We start from the raw sequence: 18518 nt of genomic DNA, 5'->3' as shown, positions 1-18518 counted from the left end.
CAGGCATCAACGCATCGACTGGCGTCGCTCTTGCTTGGGATCGCGCTGACCGGCCACAGCAAGCTCGGCATCCATCAGCGTGCGGCCCGTGGCCTGCAGATACACATCGTCGAGGCTGGGACGACTCTGTGACAGTGAGAACACTTCGAAAGCCTCAGTCGCCAACCGTTGCTTCAGCGCTGCAAGGACATGCTCACCATCGACAACGAGATTGAGTGAATAACCCTGAGCGCGATTAATCACGATCCGTCTCACGCCGTCAACCACTTCGAGAAGTTGACGAACGCGTTCCGCTTCCGGCTGATCACTGAATTCGCGCACTCTCAGAGTCACCCGATCTCCACCGAGCTCACGTTTCAGGGCTTCTGGGGCACCCTCTGCGATCACACGACCGGCATCGATGATCGCCATCCGATCAGCAAGTGCTTCCACTTCCTCGAGGTAATGACTGCTCAGCAGAATCGTCGTTCCCTGATCGCGAAGGTCTCGAAGCACCTCCCAAATCACAGCGCGACTTTCGATATCGAGACCGACCGTCGGCTCATCCAGAACAAGCAGCTGCGGTTGGTGGAGCAATCCGGAAGCAAGATCCAGGCGACGTCGCATCCCGCCGGAGTAGGTGCCGCAGCGACGATCGATCCAGTCACCCATCGACATCCGATCCACCAGTTGATCAATCCGGTTGTTCCGGTCCTGCCGCGGCAGATGGTAGAGATCACCCTGGAGCGCCAGGAGTTCGCGGCCAGTGAGGATCTTGTCAATCGCCACCTCCTGAGCCACGTACCCCATCAGTTGACGCACGGTTCGAGGTTCCTGAAGCGCATCCACCCCAGCAACAACGACACGTCCTTGGTCCGGGGCAAGCAGTGTGGCCAGGATGCGCAGTGCGGTGGTCTTTCCAGCTCCATTCGGCCCCAGCAATCCATAAAGGCAGCCCGAGGGGACCGACAGACTGAGTCCGCTCAGAGCCGAAACGGTCCCATAGGACTTTTCCAGTTGATCGAGCTCAAGCAGTGACATCCCGCCCACAGAAACAATCCTTTGAAATCTAGGAAGCAATCCCAGGGAATCCTGCACTCAGCGTCATCAGCCATCCCCTGAGCTGAAGATCGAACAGAGAAGCAGCGGGAAGACGGCTGATGATCAGCAACAGGCAGATCCCGAAGAGATAAAGAATCGACCAGCGAAACAGCCCTTTGGCTCGATCAATGCTGTCAGGCTCTTCGGAGAGTTTGCCGATCATCTGCAGCAAACGTCCATTGAAAGGAAGCAGCAACAGTCCATAGAACAGTCCTCCCTCCGGCAGTGCCCAGACCCCGAGCATGCTGATCACCACAGTGGCCCAGCCGTAACGGCGAATGGCACGAGCTGTCACCACAGACCCCTTCACCACAGGCAGCATGGGAATGCCGACGGCTCGGTAGTCGTCGCGCAGAAGCAGGGCCAAAGCCCAGAAATGCGCAGGCGTCCAAACCATCACAAGCGCGAAAAGCCACCAGCCGCTCAGCCCCACATGTCCGGTGGCTGCCGCTGCGCCCACCAAAGGAGGAATGGCACCAGCAACGCCGCCAACAACGATGTTCTGGGTTGTCCTTGGCTTGAGCAGGGCTGTGTACAGCAAGACGTAGCTGCAGAGGCCGAGCAACGACAGTCCTGCGGCGAGACAGTTCACACCACTGACCAGCAGCATTGCCGCCGCCAGGGTGCAGGAAATTGCACCGATAAAAGCGGCTGTTGGCGACAGTCGACCCGAGGGCAGCGCACGACCGCTGGTGCGCTGCATGCGGCCGTCAAGTTCCTGCTCCCACAGACAGTTGAGGACTCCTGCGGCTGCGGCCGCAAGTGCTCCACCTCCGAGCGTGCAGGCCAGCCGAGGAGACGAGAGTGGCCAGCCCTCGGTCAAGGCCATGCCCCCGAGTGTCGTGGCCAACAACAGAGGAATCAGTCGCGGCTTGGCCACTTCAAGCCAGGGAGGAAGCTTGATGCGCTTGCGCGAGGGAACAACCTGTTCGCGCGTGATTGGAGCCGAGGGTGCAGCTGTGGTGGAACTAGCCATGACAGGCCTCCAGAGCGGAAGAGTCGAGAACGACGGGCAGTGGATCTGATGGAGCTGGTTGACGCCTGCAGGTCAGCCCTGCGAGAACGGCAACCAGAAGACAAGCCACAAGCTGATGAGCCACGGTCACTCCGGGCTGTGAAAGGCCAAGACGCAGCGTCGTGACACCAAGGCCGATCTGCATGACCACCAGCGAAGGAGCCGTGATCAGAAGCGGCCACTGCTCTCGCCCCCAGCGCCCACTGAGCAAGGCCACCAGCACGAACAGCAGCACAGAGAGAGCAGCCGGCGTGGCCGCGGCACGATGCCAAGACAGCCATTGACAAGACTGACCGGCTTCAAGACAGCGCTGTGAGGCCCAGGACGTGGCCATGCCGGCACCCAGAAGGCACTGAGCTGAAACCGCCAGCACACTCAAGGAGCCAAGAACGGTCCACCAGCGGGGGGCAGCAACGGACTGGGGGGATGACAGAAGAGTCTGGGTCAGACCACTGACCGTGATCACCAGCGTGAGAGCCAAGGCCAGATGAGCCGTGACCACCCCGGAAGGCAACAGCTTCAACACCGTGAGCGCTCCAAGGCCTCCCTGCAGAGCAACCATCAGCACCAGAAGCCCGCTGAGCGGTAGCAACCATCCGGGCAGATCGCGGCGGTACCACCACACGACAAACATCTGCACGAGAAGTGCCACGCCGACAACAAAGGCGTCGAGACGGTGAAACCATTCGAGGAACACCTGGACGTTCATCTGACGACCAGGCAGCAGACTGCCGTAACAAAGAGGCCAGTCAGGGCAGGCAAGACCTGCTTCCATGACCCTCGTCGCTCCGCCGATCACCACCAGAGCCACGAGGGCCACCACGAGATGGGCAGCCAACTGAGCCAGGCGGAGACGGATCGGATTGAGAGACGATGCAGTCAACGCAAACTCCTTAATGGAGATGGTTATCCACGGAACGTAGCCGTCTGAATCAGAACGGCACGATGTGTAGCCGAGTGCAACATCTGCAATCTCAGACTTGATGCGACTTTGCTGACAAGAGAGCCCTTGAACTCAGAAAAGCCGAAGGATTTTCAGGCTTGCTTAACAATCAACGCGTGGTGATTATTAACCAACCTCCATAGCCTGAAGAGACACAAGTTGAGGTCCGGGGTGCCCATCCCCTCAGCAATTCTCACCCTGGTCTTAGGGATGCTTCTCGTACTCGGGGGGCTATGGATCGGCCAGAACATCAACCTTCTTCCAGTTGATGCCAGTGCCAACGCGCCGATTTACGACGAGTTGTTTCGCGTTTTGTTCAGCATTGGCACAATTCTCTTCGTAGGAATAGTCGGATTAATTCTTTTCAGCCTTGTACGTTTCCGTCGCCGCCCCGGACAGCTCGGCGATGGCTTGGCTTTAGAGGGAAATCTTCCACTCGAAGTGTTCTGGACTGCAGTCCCGGCAATCGTCGTTCTCTTCGTTGGCCTCTACAGCTACGACATCTACGAACGCATGGGTGGGATGGTTCCACTCGGCCATGGCAATCATGGTTCGGAGACGGTGGTGGATCAGCGCATCTGGGGTGGCATCGGCTCGGCGCAGGATTCCCAAACGGCAACGACGGCGGGCATCCCGCCATTGCCCATTGAGGTGACAGCGATGCAATTCGCATTCCTCTTCCATTACCCCGACGGTGACTTCATTTCCGGAGAAATGCATGTCCCTGTCGACCGACCGGTTTCACTGAGGATGGAGGCCAAGGACGTGATTCATGCGTTCTGGATTCCCGAATTCCGTCTGAAGCAGGACGTGATCCCCGGACAGCCGACGTTGCTCGACTTCACTCCGACCCGCACGGGCAGTTACTCGATCGTGTGTGCAGAGCTCTGCGGTCCTTACCACGGAGGCATGCGCTCCAGCGTCGTGGTCGACAGCGCCGATGACTTCGACACCTGGCTCCAGTCCAACCGAAAGCTCCCCGCTGCTGAAGCATGACGATCACAGCCCCCCAAACAACAGCGCCTGCGTCACCTTCTCTGCAGCCGACGGGATGGCTTCGCTATCTGAGCTTCAGCGTCGACCACAAGGTGATCGGTCTGCAGTATCTCGTTTGCGGATTTGCCTTCTATCTGATTGGTGGCGCCATGGCGGGCGCGATCCGAACCGAACTGTTGAGTCCGGTTTCAGACTTCATGGCCAGGGATGTTTACAACCAGATCCTCACCCTGCACGGGACGGTGATGATCTTTCTCTGGATCGTTCCGGTGGTCAACGGAGCCTTCGGAAATTATCTGATTCCCTTCTATGTGGGCGCCAGAGACATGGCCTATCCCAGACTGAATGCAGTTGCTTTTTGGCTCATTCCTCCAGCAGGACTGATGCTCATCTGCAGCTATTTCATCACAGGTGCTGCCCAGTCAGGCTGGACAGCGTATCCGCCGCTCAGCATTACAACGCCTGCTACAGGTCAGATCATCTGGATTCTGAGTGTTCTTCTTCTGGGTGGAAGTTCAATCTTTGGCGGCATTAATTTCATCGCCACAATTCTCAAACTCCGCCGTCCTGGACTGAAGCTGATGCAGCTTCCGATGTACTGCTGGGCGATGCTTGGCACCAGCATTCTCGTGGTTCTCTCCACACCAGTTCTCGCGGGAACACTCATCATGCTGAGCTTCGATATTGTTGCTCACACGGGTTTTTTCAATCCTGGCATGGGCGGAAACGTTGTTGTTTATCAACACCTTTTCTGGTTTTATTCTCATCCAGCGGTTTACATCATGGTGCTGCCTGCCTTTGGGCTGGTGAGTGAAATTCTTCCAGTTCACTGCCGAAAGCCTCTTTTCGGTTACACAACCATGGTGTATTCGATCATGGCCATCGTTGTTCTTGGATTGGTGGTGTGGGCTCACCACATGTTCACCAGTGGCACTCCACCCTGGATGCGTCTGTTCTTCACGATTGCGACAGCCTTCATCGCGGTACCAACGGGAATCAAATTCTTCAACTGGCTCGCAACACTCTGGGGAGGCCGAATCAGCTTGAACAGTGCTGTGCTGTTTTCCTGTGGCTTCATTGTGAACTTCGTGCTCGGAGGAATCACTGGTGTCGCGCTCGCACAGGTTCCGTTTGATGTTCACGTTCATGACACCTACTTCGTTGTTGCTCATTTCCACTACATCGTCTACGGAGGCTCGGTGTTTGTGATTTTCGCTTCGATCTATCACTGGTACCCAAAAATCATCGGACGCATGCTCGATGAGCATCTCGGGCGTTTGCATTTCCTGCTGACCTTCGTTGGCTTCAACCTCTGCTTTGCTCCCCAGCACTGGCTTGGCCTGAACGGCATGCCTCGACGGGTTGCCGAGTACGACCCGCAGTTTGAGCTCGTCAATCAGATCAGCAGCGCAGGAGCACTGATGATGGCCATCAGCACCCTTCCCTTCCTCTGGAATGTGATCGCAAGCGCCTTTTACGGCGTCATCGCAGGTGATAACCCATGGAGAGCACTCACTCCTGAGTGGCTGACGTCATCACCACCACCGGTTGAGAACTGGAAAGGAGATCCCCCTCTGGTGACCCATCCCTACGGCTACGGCACCCCCGCCGACGAAATCGATCTGAACTCCGCCAGCGGCAGTGATCTTTGGAGAAGCGGTCAATGACATCACTCACTCCTCAAAACGCTCAGCTCGATCACATGGATGATCACGGAGCAGACCACGGGGCTGAACATCCGGATCACCGCATGTTTGGTCTGGCCGCCTTCCTGGTGGCTGATGCCATGACGTTCGCGGGCTTCTTCGCCGCTTATCTCACCTTCAGGGCAGTCAATCCGTTGATGCCGGGTGCGATTTATGAGCTTGAACTGCCGCTGCCAACACTCAACACCATTCTGCTGTTGGTGAGCAGCGCAACCTTTCACCGCGCTGGCGTGAACCTACGCAGACAGAACAACGAACGTTGCAGGCTTTGGCTGATGCTGACGGCCGGTCTCGGCCTGGCCTTTCTCGCCAGCCAGATGGTGGAGTATTTCACCTTGCCCTTCGGCCTCACGGACAATCTCTACGCCAGCACCTTCTATGCCCTCACGGGCTTCCACGGTCTGCACGTCACCCTGGGGACCCTGATGATCCTGATCGTGTGGTGGCAATGCCGCACACCTTCAGGTCGTGTCAGCGCCAGCAATCATTTTCCGCTCGAGGCCGCCGAGCTCTACTGGCATTTCGTGGATGGAATCTGGGTCATTCTTTTTGTGATTCTGTACCTGATCTAACGAGCATCGAGATCGAATCAAGTGAAAGAACTTCGACGCAATCCTTGCCCGGGTTGCAGTCTGGAGTCAGAATTGATGTGTCTTTTCCGATAGACATGCTGGTTGGAGAGGAATTACTGAACAAGGCGCGAGCTCTCAGCAACCGCCCTGAAGATGAAATCGCCCGGGGCTGCGGTTATGTCGGTCCGAGTGGCCGCCTGATGCGCAAAAGTTTTTACAGAGCCCTGGTGGAAGCCAAGGGATACAAACTTCCCTCCAGCAATGGTGGTTCCGGCGGAGGCAGCCGAGGGCGACAGGCCGAATTCCGCACGCGCGTTCACGGCAACGGCAATCTTCTGATCGGCCATGCCTACACCAAACGCCTTGATCTTGTTCCTGGCCAGGAGTTCAAGATTGAGCTCAACAAGGATTCCGGCACGATCACGCTTCTTCCGCTTGCCGAATCCAGCTGACTGAAACAGTTGGGGATTGTTCCGTCAGGCAGGGCATCCGATCACCCAAGACCTTCACCCAAGGAGACAGCGATCAGCTGCTCCTTGGATTTGTTGTTTTAGGCTGTTTTGTTCAAGCGATGGCGGGAGGATCCTGGCCGTCATCGATGCTGGAACTGAACGCGATCAGCTCGATTCCGCTGAACAGGAAGCTGATGCCGACCAGCGTTCCGAGGACCCAGAGCAGACCCCAGAACTTGAGGGTGACGATCAACAGGCCTAGGATGAAGGTGATCACTCCGTTGGCGATCGCCCATCCAGCTCCGGGCTGACCGCTGTTGGAAAGTCCGTTGACAAAGGCCACGACGCCCTCCACAAGGAAGACGATGCCGATGGCCAAGGCAAACGCAGCAACCTGCTCTGCGGCTTCACCGGGATCACGGAAGTTACCGATCATCGATCCTCCGGCCACGATGAACAGCGTGGACACCACCAAACGCCAGAAGCAAATCCAACGCCCCATCCGACCGGATCGAGCAAGGTTGCTGATCCAGCCGACCACACCGCCGACAAGAAACAGCACGGCAATCACGCCTGTGGTCCAGAACGAGGCGATGACTGGGAAGATCAGGGCCAGGACGCCCAAGACGATCAAAAGAATGCCTTCTGCGATCGAAAAGGCTTTGAAGGTGCCCAGGGATTCGGAGCGGTCCTCGGAATTCATGAACAGTTCAGAGTGAACAACATCCGAAAGGTATTGAGACCTCACAAATCCGGCCATGGTTTGTGATCGCCGCTCAACCCCAGCCGTGCTCTGCAAGCCAGGCAGCGCTGATCGGAGGTGTTTCGTCCTGGGGGCCACCGGCACTGATGAGCCGCTCCGTGTAGCGAGCCAGAAGATCGATCTCGAGGTTCACTTCATCGCCTACCTGCAGATCACGCAGGGCCGTCACCGACCACGTGTGCGGAATCACGGCAAGCCAGAACCGTGCCCCTGCCTCTGCGCAACCCGCCACAGTGAGGCTGATGCCATTCACCGCAACACTGGCCTTGTCGCAGATGTAGCGGCCGAAATCCGCATCCCGCCAACGCAGTTCCAGATGCCATGACTGGGGCAGAGACTCCACGGCAACCACCTCACCGATCCCGTCCACATGGCCGCTCACAAGATGTCCTCCCAAACGGTCAGACAGTCGAAGAGCAGGTTCGAGATTCACAGAGCCTCCTCCAGCGGCCTTCGCACCCAGGGTGGTGCGCTGCAGCGTCTCCTCACTCACATCCGCCAGAAAGCCGTCACCCACCAGTGAGGCCACGGTGAGACAGACACCGTCCACGGCGACGCTGTCACCAAGCTGCAGTGGAGCGAAAGCGCTGCATCCCTCGACGAGCAGAGCACGGCCACGTCGCTCGACCTGACCGACCGCCTGGACCAACCCCGTGAACATTACCCAGCTCCATCCCCTCTGCACTGGTCATAATCGAGAGAGCGGCGGAGCCGTACTTGATCGAGATGAGCGTGGCGGGAATCGCCCTGGATGCCAGCAGCCGCAGTCCGATCGTGCTGCTGCGGGACCCATCCCGAAGTCGCCAGGTGCCGATCTGGATTGATCAGGCTCAGGCGCACAACATCATGGCCGGCCTCAATGACACGCCTCAGCCCAGACCCCTCAGCCACGACTTGATGGCTTCATTGCTCGACGCAGGGGGATTGAAGCTGGAGCGAGTGATCATTCACGCGATCGAAGACAGCACCTTTCGTGCGGTACTACGCGTCTGCGACAGCGACCACGACACTGAGGCGGCCGACACGGATGCGCTCGAGACTGCTGTGGAAGCGGATGACAACCTTCTAGAGATCGATGCACGCCCCAGTGACGCGATCGCCCTGGCCATCCGCACCGGCAGCAGCATCTGGATGCTTGAGGAGGTCGTCGCGGAAGCCTCGATTGCCGTGGATGCCGAAGCGGATGCAGAGGATCGCGATGAATTCCGTCGCTTCCTCGACGGGATCAGTCCCGCCGCCCTGGGACGGCACCTGGAATCACGCCAGCCGGGGGATCCCAGAGACGCCCAGGGCGACACCCCGGCACCTTGAGCAGCACACTCCCCCGGCCTGTTCTGCGTCGCTCATTCGGCGACGGAGCCGATGTGAGCCTGTTCACGCTCGGCACCATGCGCGCCCTCCAGTCTCCAGACCAGATGCTGGAGGTTTTACGTGCAGCTCTTGCTGCTGGCATCAACCATCTCGAGACAGCGCCGGCCTATGGGCCCGCTGAGGCCTTTCTCGGAATGGCCATCGCGCAGCTGAATCAGGAAGGCTCCAAACCGGCCGAGAGTGGCTGGGTGATCACTAGCAAGTTGCTTCCCGGGCAGAGTTTTCAGGCCGGGCGAGAAGCTCTGGAGGCCAGCCTCGGCCGGCTCGGGATCGACACGCTGGACAATCTGGCCATTCATGGCCTGAACCTGGACAGCCATCTCGACTGGGTGCTCTCCGGCGATGGAGCGCGGCTGATCGACTGGGCTCTCACAAGCGGCAAGGTCCGCCAGGTGGGCTTCAGCAGCCACGGATCCAATGCTCTGATCGAGCGTGCCATCGCCAGTGACCGCTTCCGGTTCTGTTGCCTGCATCTGCATCTGCTGGACCCCACGCGCATGCCCCTGGCACAGCGGGCCCTGGAGCGATCGATGGGGGTGCTTGCGATTTCACCGGCAGACAAAGGTGGTCGCCTGCAGGCACCGAGCGATCTTCTGAAAGCCGACTGCCATCCCTTCCAGCCCTTGCAGCTGGCTTATCGCTTTCTGCTTGCCGCAGGCATCAGCACACTCACCGTCGGAGCCCAGAGCGCCGCAGACCTCAAACTGGCCCGATCACTCGCAGCCAGCGACGGTCCATTGGATCTCGAGGAGCAAAGGGCGCTGGCTCAGCTTGAGCAGCTGCGTGAGGGTCGTCTGGGGCATGAGCTCTGCGGCCAGTGCCGTGCCTGCCTGCCATGCCCCAACGACGTTCCGATCCCAGAGTTGCTGAGGTTGCGCAATCTTGCCCATGGCCATGACCTGATGGAATTCGCCGGGGAGCGCTACAACCTGATCGGCCATGCCGGGCACTGGTGGGAAACGGTCGATGCGAGCCAATGCGACCGCTGCGGTGACTGCCTGCCACGCTGCCCTCACCAGCTGCCGATCCCCGAACTGCTGGCGGAGACCCATCGACTGCTGGCAGCCGCGCCGCGACGGCGGCTATGGGGCTGACGCCTGCCAGAGCTGCTGCAAACGTTGCTGCTCGGCAGCATCGGGTGGCAACAGCATCCAGCTCTGTGCCCAGACCGATTCCGGCGGAAACACGAGAGGGCGCAGTCGCACCGGAATCCGACCTTCCGCATCAACAAGCTCACCTCTGGGCAGTGGCGGAATCCAGCCCTGTGCCAGCAAGCGAGACAGCAACGGTTGCGTCCAGGCTTTCAGCACCCAGTCCTGGGGAATGGGTTCAGCAGTCTGAGACGGCCGAGCCAGCAGCGTCCAATGCAGTGGTGCTCCTTGCTCTGGCAGAACAGCCGTGAGCCTGGGATCACGCTGGAGGGCCGCCATGCAGCGCTGCAGAGGCAGCACGGCAACCCTGGCATCGCCCTGCAGCAGCCAGTTCATGCCGAAACGGTCATCAAAACTGAGAGCCGACGCACGCAGGCGACGCAAGGCATCGCCCTCTCTCATTGTCTCGGCGAGAGAAATCAGCAGTCGCGGACTGGAGGGCAGCAGCAGCTTGCCCTTGAGCTGCGGGTCGAGCAGAGCGTCCCAGCCGGCCTCCGGCGCAGAAGATGTCTTGCCATCACGCCGAATCACCATGACCCACGGGCTGAAGGCCACCGGCAACAGCAGACTCCTCCAAACCAGAGGAGCCTCGTTGAGGAAGCGTTGGCCCAGAGGGCCGATCCTCGACTGAAGAGCATCAGCAGCGATCGCCTGCAAGCGCTCAGGGCTGATCACCGGCAACCAGCCGTCGGTCAGAGCCAACAGGTCGGTTGGCGAAGGCCACGGACTCTCCAGAGCAGGCGCCCCTGAAAGCGCATCGAAACGCCAGGGGCCCGGCAGATCACGACGCCAGATGGAAGGCAGGGTTTCTGGTGATGCACGCAGCGTGGGAACCGATCCTCCCCTGCTGCAGCCGCTGAGCCCGGCAGCAGCTGTCACAGCAGCGAACTGGAGAAACCGACGACGGTTCAACAATGGCGCCGGGACGACAACAGGCTTCATGGTCCGAACCTACGGGGCGACAGTGCCTGCATGGCCGGCCGCGAGCAACTGATCGACTGCCCGATCACAACACTGCACGAGAGTGTCGACGGAAACGCCTCTCCATTGAGCCAGGAGAGCAAGGCCACCGGCACCGACTCCTTCTTTCACATGGCCCTGTTCGAAGTCGCGCAGGCGCGCGTGGCGGCTCGCAGAGAAGCGCAGACCAGCGGCATAGGCCTGCAGTGAAACGGAATAGTGCTGCTCCACATTGCTGAGCAGCGTGGTCAAGGAAGACTCAGACGTTGCAGCCTGCAGACGCTCCGCGGCAAGCCATGCAGTGGTGCCGATCAGCACCCGATCGCAGAGCTGCTGACGGTGATCCACCGGAACCGCATGAAGCGCCAGGGCAAGCACCGCAGCCATCTGACTTCCACCGGCAAGCAGAACAGGCTGATCCGCATCGAGCACTCCGAGTAAGAGCCCTGTGGCAAGGGCCTGAAAAGGATCACCCACTGCCGCGAGCAAGACCTTTGCATCGATGCTTGGGTAGCCAGGCAGGCAAGACAGACCCTTGCTCACCAGCTGCTGCTTGAGCGCCATGGGTGGATGCAGAGCACTGCCACTGACCAGTGCCTGAACAGGCAAGCCCAGACCTGTCAACACGGCCAGGGCTGTGGTGGTGCCGCCAGGGACACATTCCGCCAGCAGCAGTGGCCGACGCAGTCGTTGCCCGAGGCGCCGACCGCGATCCAGCAGCTGCTGCACCCGTTTGGGCTGCATTGCACGGCCGCTGGAGACGCACCCAGCAGGGCCGGAACCCGGATCTTCAAAGCGGAGATGGGGGAACTGCGGTGGCATCGGCAATCCGAGAGCTGCAATCTGCGGATCGAGACCGAGCTGCTGGCAAACCACCCAGCTGATCAAGGCTGGTGACACCCCTGCTGGGAGAGGTGGCAGAGACCAGAGCGGAGGAACGGATGGCCCCCTCAGCAGCAGTTCAGCATCGGCCAGAGCCGTGGTGCGGCGCGCTGCTGGGGTGCAGCCCGCCGCGGAGATGCCCGGTTGTTCGGCGGTCCTTGTCGACGCGAGCAGCAACAGCAGATCCGGCAGCGGTTGGGCGGGGTCAGACCAGAGGCTTACAAAGCGAGTTGCTTGAACCGTGGCCGGCGAGCCGGTCAGACGACGCACACCAAACGGAGGGTCAGAGGGGGTCGAGGGCGACCAGTCCATGAAGCAGCGGTGGAGGGTCAGGGACGGGGGCCTGCAAGCGGGGGAAAATCCAGTAGGCCAGGGCGTGGAGAGCGAGGACGTACACCAGCTGCTGAATGAGCACAAGAGCGAGAGCCATCAGCTGAACCAGCAGCAGATCAGGCGCAAGAGGTAACTGCAGCAATTCCAGCAGCCTGTCCAGCAGGCCTGCACCAGCTCGGGTGATGATCACCCAAAGGTTTTCACCCACCAACAAAGAAAGCGCAACAACCCTCACAAGGAATCCGGCAGCACCGATCAGCAGGCCGATCCCCCAGCTCAGCCACCAGCTGCAGCGATGCAGCCAGCACCAGCCGAGCCAAATGGAGAGAACGCCATAGGGAAACAGCATCAAGGGTCCACGCACCGGCCCCATCAAGGCGATCAGCAAAAGAATCGCCACCGCCAGGCCCTCAACCCCGGCCCGGGCACCTCGACGGACCGCCAGCAGGGCGAGTGGCAGAGGCAGGGCAAGGCGAAACAGAGCTCCACCAACCGGGAGGTAATACAGCGCCAGCCAGATCAAAGCAGCCGCGGCCGCCAGATAGGAAGATTCCATCATCCGCAGGGCCTGGCGATGGCTGAGGGCTGGTCGCATCAGGAAGCAGGCTTCGGCTGGAGGTTGGAGGACTGATTCAGATCGCTGGCGGGCACCTTTTCGATAGTCTCCACCTCAAAACCAATGCCAGCACGCCGAAGAGCCTCTGTGACTCCCTCCGCAGGAGCAGCTGGATCTGCTGCTGAGAGGCGGATCATGATGCGATAGGGCAGGGTGCGCTCAGGAGTGGGTCTCGGCTCAGGGCTGTCAGTTGCAACAGCCGGTGCTGGCGGTTGTTCACGTTCGGTTGTGCGATCGGATTGGCGCTCGAGCTCGCTGGCCTCCCCATCTTGGTTGACACTGGCTTTTGGCTTGTCGGTCTCGTTCTCGATCGCGTTGACCTTGGCCTGCTGCTCGCCCTTGTCGGCAACCACGCTGGTGCCTGGATCGGCCTGGGTGCCAGCTGGGCTGACCTCCCCAGCCTGAGAGTCAAAGCTTTCTGACAGCTGCTGGCCGAATGGTGTGCCATCACAGGCCTGCAGCAGCATCAGCATGGGCAGCAGCCACAGGACAAACAGCCTGATGCCCATCAGGAATCGGCAGGGCGAATCACGCGCACGGCACTGGCGCGCAACCGACCTGACTTCGTTGTGGCGGGAGGCTTTTTCGCCGCAGGCTTCTTGGCTGCGGGTTTCTTCGCCGCAGGCTTTTTGGCTGCAGATTTCTTGGCTGCAGGTTTTTTTGTGGTGGAAGCCTTGCGGCCACCCTTCTTGCTGGCGGCCTTGGCCTCCAGCAGCTCAACCGCCTGCTCCAGGGTGATGTCGTCTGCACCCTTGCCTTCAGGAAGCGAGGCATTGACCTTGCCCTGCTTCACATAGAGACCGTAGGGGCCGTCATAGACCTGCACCGATTCATCACTGCCCTCGGGCTTGCCGAGATCCTTGAGCGCGGTCCGACCGCCTCGACCACGTTTGGGCATGGCCAGCAACTCAAGAGCACGGGTGAGTCCCACTGCAAGGACGTCGTCATCGCCCTTTAGCGAGCGGTAGTCCTTCTCACTCTTGCCCTTGTCCCAAACCACGTAGGGGCCGAAACGACCCAGCCCAGCCTGGACCCTGCCGCCGTCAGGATGTTCTCCCAGCAGCCTGGGCAGCCGCAGCAGACCCAGAGCATCATCAAGGCTGAGGTCTTCGGGCTTCACTCCCTTGGGCAGTGATGCGCGCTTGGGCTTGGGATTCTCATCACTCACCTGGCCGCGCTGCACATAGGGCCCGTACTGACCAAACAGCAGATAAACGAGATCACCGGTTTCCGGATCCTCACCTAAAGCCTCAGGCCCATCAGCCTTCTGCTTGAGGATGAGCTCGGCCTGATCGTGATCAAGATCAGCGGGGGTGATCTCACGCGGAAGGGTGGCTTTGATCAGCTCCTCCTCACCGTCGTCACCGACACGTTTGGCTTCGAGATAGGCACCAAAGCGACCGATTCGGACCACACAGGGAAGACCCTCGAGGTCGATCGTGCGCGAGGCACCGGGGTCGATGTCGCCTTCCCGCAGGTGCACCTGGGATTCCAACCCCTCGTTGCCCTTGTAGAAGCTCTCTAGGTAGGGCAGCCACTGCACCTTGCCGTGAGAGATCTCATCAAGGGTGTTCTCCATCCTGGCGGTGAAGGAGGTATCAACCAGATCGGGGAAGTGCTCTTCGAGCAGAGCCGTCACCGCAAAGGCTGTGAAGCTGGGCGTGAGTGAATTGTTCTGCAGGGCGGCATAGCCGCGATCAACGATCGTTCCAATGATCGATGCATAGGTGGAGGGCCTGCCGATCCCCTCCTTCTCGAGCATCTTGACCAGGGAAGCTTCCGAGAACCGTGCCGGAGGCTGGGTCTGGTGGCCGAGAGCCTCAACGTCTTTGAGATTGGGAGAATCTCCCTGCTTGAGCGCTGGCAGCAACACTTCCTGGCCTTCCAGAGCCGCATCGGGATCATCACTGCCCTCGACGTAGGCACGGAAGAAACCAGGGAAATCAATGCGCTTTCCACTGGCACGGAACACCGCATCAGCAGCACTCAGATCAACGGACAGCATGGTGAGGCGGGCCTCGGCCATCTGGCTGGCGACGGTGCGCTTCCAGATCAGCTCATAGAGAGCCAGATCCCTGCCATCGAGACCTGTCTCCTGGGGAGCACGAAAACTCTCACCGGCAGGACGAATGGCTTCATGCGCCTCCTGTGCGTTTCGGGCCTTGGTGCTGAACTGCCTGGCCCCCTTGCTCAGGTAGTCCTTGCCGTAACGCGATTCCACACAGCTGCGGGCAGCGCTGATCGCCTGATCGGAGAGATGCACCGAATCGGTGCGCATGTAGGTGATGAAACCTCGCTCATAAAGACCCTGAGCGCAGCGCATGGTTTCTCTGGCAGAAAGCCGAAGCTTGCGGTTCGACTCTTGCTGCAGGGTGCTGGTTGTGAACGGCGGAACGGGCCGTCGCACCGTGGGTTTTTCCTCCACTGACGAGACATTCCATGCCACCGACTTCACCGTTTCGGAGAGGGTCAGGGCATCGCTTTCGCTGAGAAGGCGGACCTTGCTCCCGGCCTTGAGCTCACCGGTGTTTTCATCAAAATCATTGCCGGTGGCAATGCGCTGCCCCTCCAGGTGGGTGAGCTTGGCGTCAAAACGACTGCCGGCCTGCTCGAGACCGGCCTTGAGGTCCCAGTAGCTGCCGCTGCGGAATGCCCGACGTGCGCGTTCCCGCTGGACCAGCAGACGGACGGCCACGGACTGGACACGGCCCGCGGACAGGCCCCAGGCCACCTTCTTCCACAGCAGCGGCGACAGGGTGTAGCCCACCAGACGGTCCAGGATGCGTCGCGTCTCCTGGGCATGCACGAGTTCCATATCCAGCTCACGGGTCTGGTCGAGAGCACGCCCGATCGCCTCCTTGGTGATCTCGTGAAACACCATTCGTTTCACCGGAACCTTCGGCGCAAGCAGCTGCAAAAGATGCCAGCTGATGCTTTCACCCTCACGGTCTTCATCAGTCGCCAACAGAAGCTGGTCAGCACCTTTGAGGGCGTCCTTCAGCTCTTTGACTGTTTTTTTCTTGTCCTTCGGCACCACATAAAGGGGCTCGAAATCAGACTCGGTGTTCACGCCGAGATTGGCCCACTTCTGGCCTTTTTGGGCCGCTGGAATCTCACTGGCGTTGTTCGGGAGATCGCGTACATGCCCCATGGAGGCTTCCACCCGGAAGTCCTTGGGGAGGAATCCACGGATGGTGCGGGCCTTGGTGGGGCTCTCAACGATGACCAGGGTGTGCGCCAAAGGAGGGCAGATAACCGTTCCCTTCTTTATCGCACCGCCGCTCCAGTTGCAGCGAATACGCGCGATGCCACAAGGAGGAACGGAAGCGCAGCTAAAGTCCCCCGAACCGCTCCGCCCTGCGCGCGCCATGCCCGAGATGGGTGCCTTGCTTCTCGACACCCAGCCTCTGGCAGCGCCGGGTGATCTTCTCAATCTTGCGCTGAACGCCGGTGCTGTTGCTCCGGAAGGCGCAGTGTTGCTGGCGATGCTGGCCACTCTGCTGGTGGATCTAGCCGGCGAAAAAGTCTCTGTGCGCTGGGTTCCACCCATTTGTTACGCAGGTCTGGGCACAGCCCTGGTGTTGCTTGCCCTGCAGTGGAACGCCCCACTGGAGCCATCCTTTCTGGGAGCATTTCTCTCCGATCACCTGGCGATTGCCTTCAGGGCGGTCGTCGCCAGCTCAACGCTGCTGTCCCTGCTGATCAGCTGGAGGTATGCCGAACAGGGAGGGACCCCTGTCGGTGAATACGCCGCAATCCTGCTGGCAGCGACGCTTGGAGGCATGCTGCTCTGCGGGGCCACCGATCTGGTGAGCATTTTTGTGTCCCTGGAAACCCTGTCAGTCGCGAGTTACCTGCTTTCCGGGTACATGAAACGCGATGCGCGCAGTTCGGAAGCGGCGCTGAAATATTTGCTGGTGGGCTCTGCCGCAGCTGCGGTGTTTCTTTATGGCTCCTCACTGCTTTACGGACTCAGCGGCTCCACCAGCCTTGAGGCGATCGGGCAGTCACTGCAGACCAGTCCCACCCCTCTTGCTGCCTTGGCGCTGGTGTTCGTGCTGGCCACCGTGGCGTTCAAGATCGCTGCAGTCCCCTTCCACCAGTGGACACCGGACGTCTACGAAGGATCTCCGACACCGGTGGTCGCCTTTCTGTCAGTGGGTTCGAAAGCCGCCGGCTTCGCCCTGGCTCTGCGCATCCTGGTGGGCTGTTTCGGCAGTTTCGACACACAGTGGAAGCTGCTGTTCACCGTGCTCGCGGTGCTCAGCATGACCCTTGGCAACGTCGTCGCGCTCGCCCAGACCTCGATGAAACGGATGCTGGCCTACAGCTCCATCGGTCAGGCCGGATTCGTGATGATCGGCCTGGTGTGCGGCACCGAGGACGGTTTCGCCGCCATGGTCCTCTACATGGCCGCCTACCTGTTCATGAACTTGGGGGCCTTTGCCTGCATCATCCTGTTCTCCATCCGCACCGGCAGTGATCGCATCTCCGATTACGCCGGTCTCTATCAGAAAGATCCCCTGATCACGCTTGGGCTGAGTCTCTGCCTGCTGTCACTCGGAGGCATCCCACCGATGCTGGGCTTCTTCGGCAAGATCTACCTCTTCTTTGCCGGCTGGGCTGATCACCAGTATCTGCTGGTGGTGGTTGGACTGATCACCTCAGTGGTGTCGATCTACTACTACATCGGAGTGATCAAGATGATGGTGGTCAAGGAGCCCCAGGAAGCATCCGATGCAGTGAAGTCCTATCCGCCAATCCAGTGGAACACCCTTGGACTGCCGCCACTCCGAGTCGCTCTGGTGACCTGCGTGGTGGTCACCGCTGTCGGCGGAATCCTCTCCAATCCACTCTTCCAGTGGGCCAGTGATGCGGTGGCAGGGACCCCGATCCTTCAACAAGCAATCGCCAATGCCTCCGGAGCCACCCTTGGCTGAGGGATCAGCGAATCAACGCTCCCCCGTTGCTGAATTGCGCGGAGTCGACAAGATCTATGGAGCCGGAGCTGGCCTGGTCAGGGCTCTGGATCAACTTGATCTAACCGTGCGCAAAGGCGACTATCTCGCGGTGATGGGGGCCAGCGGCTCCGGCAAAAGCACTGCGATGAACATTCTGGGATGCCTCGACCGCCCCAGCAGCGGCTCTTATCACCTCAATGGAAATGCAGTGGAGGAGCTTGATGACGATGCCCTTGCGGATTTGCGCAATCAACAGCTGGGTTTCGTGTTTCAGCAATTCCATCTGCTGCCTCACGCGACGGCTCTCGAGAACGTGATGCTGCCGATGATCTACGCAGGGCTATCACCCCAGCAGAGACGGGACAAGGCCAGAGAGGCGCTGGACCGTGTGGGCCTTGGCGAAAGGATGCAGAACAAGCCGAATCAGCTTTCCGGCGGTCAACAGCAGAGAGTCGCCATTGCGAGAGCCATCATCAACCAGCCTGCCCTTCTTCTCGCTGATGAACCCACCGGCGCCCTCGACTCACGCACCACCGATGACGTGCTGAATCTGTTCGATGCCCTGCACGACCAGGGCATCACGCTGGTGCTGGTGACCCATGAAGATGACGTGGCGGCTCGTGCCGAGCGGGTGGCCCATTTCCGTGACGGGCGCGTGGAACGCTGGGATGGTCGAGCCCACGACTCCAAGCCGACCTGATTGGCCTGATTAGGCTG

At 60.0% G+C, this 18518-nt stretch carries 18 protein-coding genes; 8 read left to right on the top strand and 10 right to left on the bottom strand.

The genetic code is table 11. The annotated features are described in order from the left end of the window. Positions 1-6: 6 nt before the first annotated feature. From AC6EI9_RS13825 to AC6EI9_RS13815, 3 genes are read right to left on the bottom strand one after another with little or no spacing between them, the layout of a single operon-like run. Positions 7-1020, bottom strand: coding sequence for an ABC transporter ATP-binding protein (locus tag AC6EI9_RS13825; RefSeq protein WP_498468280.1), 1014 nt, complete (start codon positions 1018-1020; stop codon positions 7-9). 28 nt (positions 1021-1048) lie between these two features. Further along, a complete protein-coding gene (locus AC6EI9_RS13820) occupies positions 1049-2056 on the bottom strand; it encodes a heme o synthase (RefSeq protein WP_498468279.1) in 1008 nt (335 codons plus the stop codon). After that, positions 2049-2978, bottom strand: a complete 930-nt coding sequence (locus AC6EI9_RS13815; protein WP_498468278.1) for a COX15/CtaA family protein — start codon at positions 2976-2978, stop codon at positions 2049-2051. The genes AC6EI9_RS13820 and AC6EI9_RS13815 overlap by 8 nt, the downstream gene beginning before the upstream one ends. A gap of 231 nt (positions 2979-3209) precedes the next feature. Between AC6EI9_RS13815 and AC6EI9_RS13810 the strand changes: the two genes are divergently transcribed. From AC6EI9_RS13810 to AC6EI9_RS13795, 4 genes are all read left to right on the top strand, one after another. Continuing rightward, positions 3210-4034, top strand: coding sequence for a cytochrome c oxidase subunit II (locus AC6EI9_RS13810; RefSeq protein WP_498468277.1), 825 nt, complete (start codon positions 3210-3212; stop codon positions 4032-4034). Next, on the top strand, positions 4031-5701 hold the full coding sequence (gene ctaD, locus AC6EI9_RS13805; RefSeq protein ID WP_498468275.1) for a cytochrome c oxidase subunit I: 1671 nt from the start codon (positions 4031-4033) through the stop codon (positions 5699-5701). Before AC6EI9_RS13810 ends, ctaD begins: the two co-directional genes overlap by 4 nt. Further along, entirely contained in the window at positions 5698-6312 is a 615-nt protein-coding gene (locus AC6EI9_RS13800; RefSeq protein ID WP_498468274.1) for a cytochrome c oxidase subunit 3, read from the top strand. Before ctaD ends, AC6EI9_RS13800 begins: the two co-directional genes overlap by 4 nt. Positions 6313-6407: 95 nt before the next feature. Next, complete coding sequence (locus AC6EI9_RS13795) at positions 6408-6764, top strand: AbrB family transcriptional regulator (RefSeq protein WP_067092772.1); 357 nt, start codon at positions 6408-6410, stop codon at positions 6762-6764. Between the two features lie 112 nt (positions 6765-6876). Here the strand turns inward: AC6EI9_RS13795 and AC6EI9_RS13790 are convergent, their stop codons facing one another. Beyond that, positions 6877-7467 carry an HdeD family acid-resistance protein gene (locus AC6EI9_RS13790; protein ID WP_498468273.1) on the bottom strand — a complete coding sequence of 197 codons (591 nt, stop codon included), beginning with the start codon at positions 7465-7467 and terminating at the stop codon, positions 6877-6879. Between the two features lie 73 nt (positions 7468-7540). Continuing rightward, a complete protein-coding gene (locus AC6EI9_RS13785; RefSeq protein WP_498468272.1) occupies positions 7541-8188 on the bottom strand; it encodes a riboflavin synthase in 648 nt (215 codons plus the stop codon). Between the two features lie 65 nt (positions 8189-8253). On the opposite strand from AC6EI9_RS13785, the gene AC6EI9_RS13780 reads away from it, so the two are divergent. Continuing rightward, a complete protein-coding gene (locus AC6EI9_RS13780) occupies positions 8254-8838 on the top strand; it encodes a bifunctional nuclease family protein (protein WP_498468271.1) in 585 nt (194 codons plus the stop codon). Positions 8839-8915: 77 nt separating this feature from the next. Continuing rightward, positions 8916-9992 carry an aldo/keto reductase gene (locus AC6EI9_RS13775; protein WP_498470089.1) on the top strand — a complete coding sequence of 359 codons (1077 nt, stop codon included), beginning with the start codon at positions 8916-8918 and terminating at the stop codon, positions 9990-9992. Here the strand turns inward: AC6EI9_RS13775 and AC6EI9_RS13770 are convergent. Genes AC6EI9_RS13770 through topA form a run of 5 tightly spaced genes read right to left on the bottom strand, consistent with a single transcriptional unit; the run spans position 9981 to position 16081 of the window. After that, the gene (locus AC6EI9_RS13770; protein WP_498468270.1) at positions 9981-10991 is read right to left on the bottom strand and encodes a twin-arginine translocation signal domain-containing protein; all 1011 of its coding nucleotides are present in this window, start codon (positions 10989-10991) and stop codon (positions 9981-9983) included. The two genes, AC6EI9_RS13775 and AC6EI9_RS13770, sit on opposite strands and share 12 nt — an antisense overlap. 9 nt (positions 10992-11000) lie before the next feature. Then, positions 11001-12203 (bottom strand): nicotinate-nucleotide--dimethylbenzimidazole phosphoribosyltransferase, encoded by a 1203-nt coding sequence (locus AC6EI9_RS13765; RefSeq protein WP_498468269.1) that lies wholly within the window; start codon positions 12201-12203, stop codon positions 11001-11003. Beyond that, positions 12175-12819, bottom strand: a complete 645-nt coding sequence (locus AC6EI9_RS13760) for a DUF2232 domain-containing protein (RefSeq protein ID WP_498468267.1) — start codon at positions 12817-12819, stop codon at positions 12175-12177. The genes AC6EI9_RS13765 and AC6EI9_RS13760 overlap by 29 nt, the downstream gene beginning before the upstream one ends. Further along, a complete protein-coding gene (locus tag AC6EI9_RS13755) occupies positions 12819-13349 on the bottom strand; it encodes a hypothetical protein (protein ID WP_498468266.1) in 531 nt (176 codons plus the stop codon). Before AC6EI9_RS13755 ends, AC6EI9_RS13760 begins: the two co-directional genes overlap by 1 nt. Further along, on the bottom strand, positions 13349-16081 hold the full coding sequence (gene topA, locus AC6EI9_RS13750) for a type I DNA topoisomerase (RefSeq protein WP_498468264.1): 2733 nt from the start codon (positions 16079-16081) through the stop codon (positions 13349-13351). Before topA ends, AC6EI9_RS13755 begins: the two co-directional genes overlap by 1 nt. A gap of 127 nt (positions 16082-16208) precedes the next feature. Here topA and AC6EI9_RS13745 point away from each other — a divergent pair, with 127 nt between their 5' ends. Beyond that, a complete protein-coding gene (locus AC6EI9_RS13745; RefSeq protein ID WP_498468263.1) occupies positions 16209-17780 on the top strand; it encodes an NAD(P)H-quinone oxidoreductase subunit N in 1572 nt (523 codons plus the stop codon). Next, a complete protein-coding gene (locus AC6EI9_RS13740; RefSeq protein WP_498468262.1) occupies positions 17755-18501 on the top strand; it encodes an ABC transporter ATP-binding protein in 747 nt (248 codons plus the stop codon). Before AC6EI9_RS13745 ends, AC6EI9_RS13740 begins: the two co-directional genes overlap by 26 nt. Positions 18502-18518: the final 17 nt, after the last annotated feature.

The sequence above is a fragment of the Synechococcus sp. MIT2312 genome, assembly GCF_059772315.1.
This window is presented reverse-complemented; position numbering and strand designations above follow the sequence as displayed.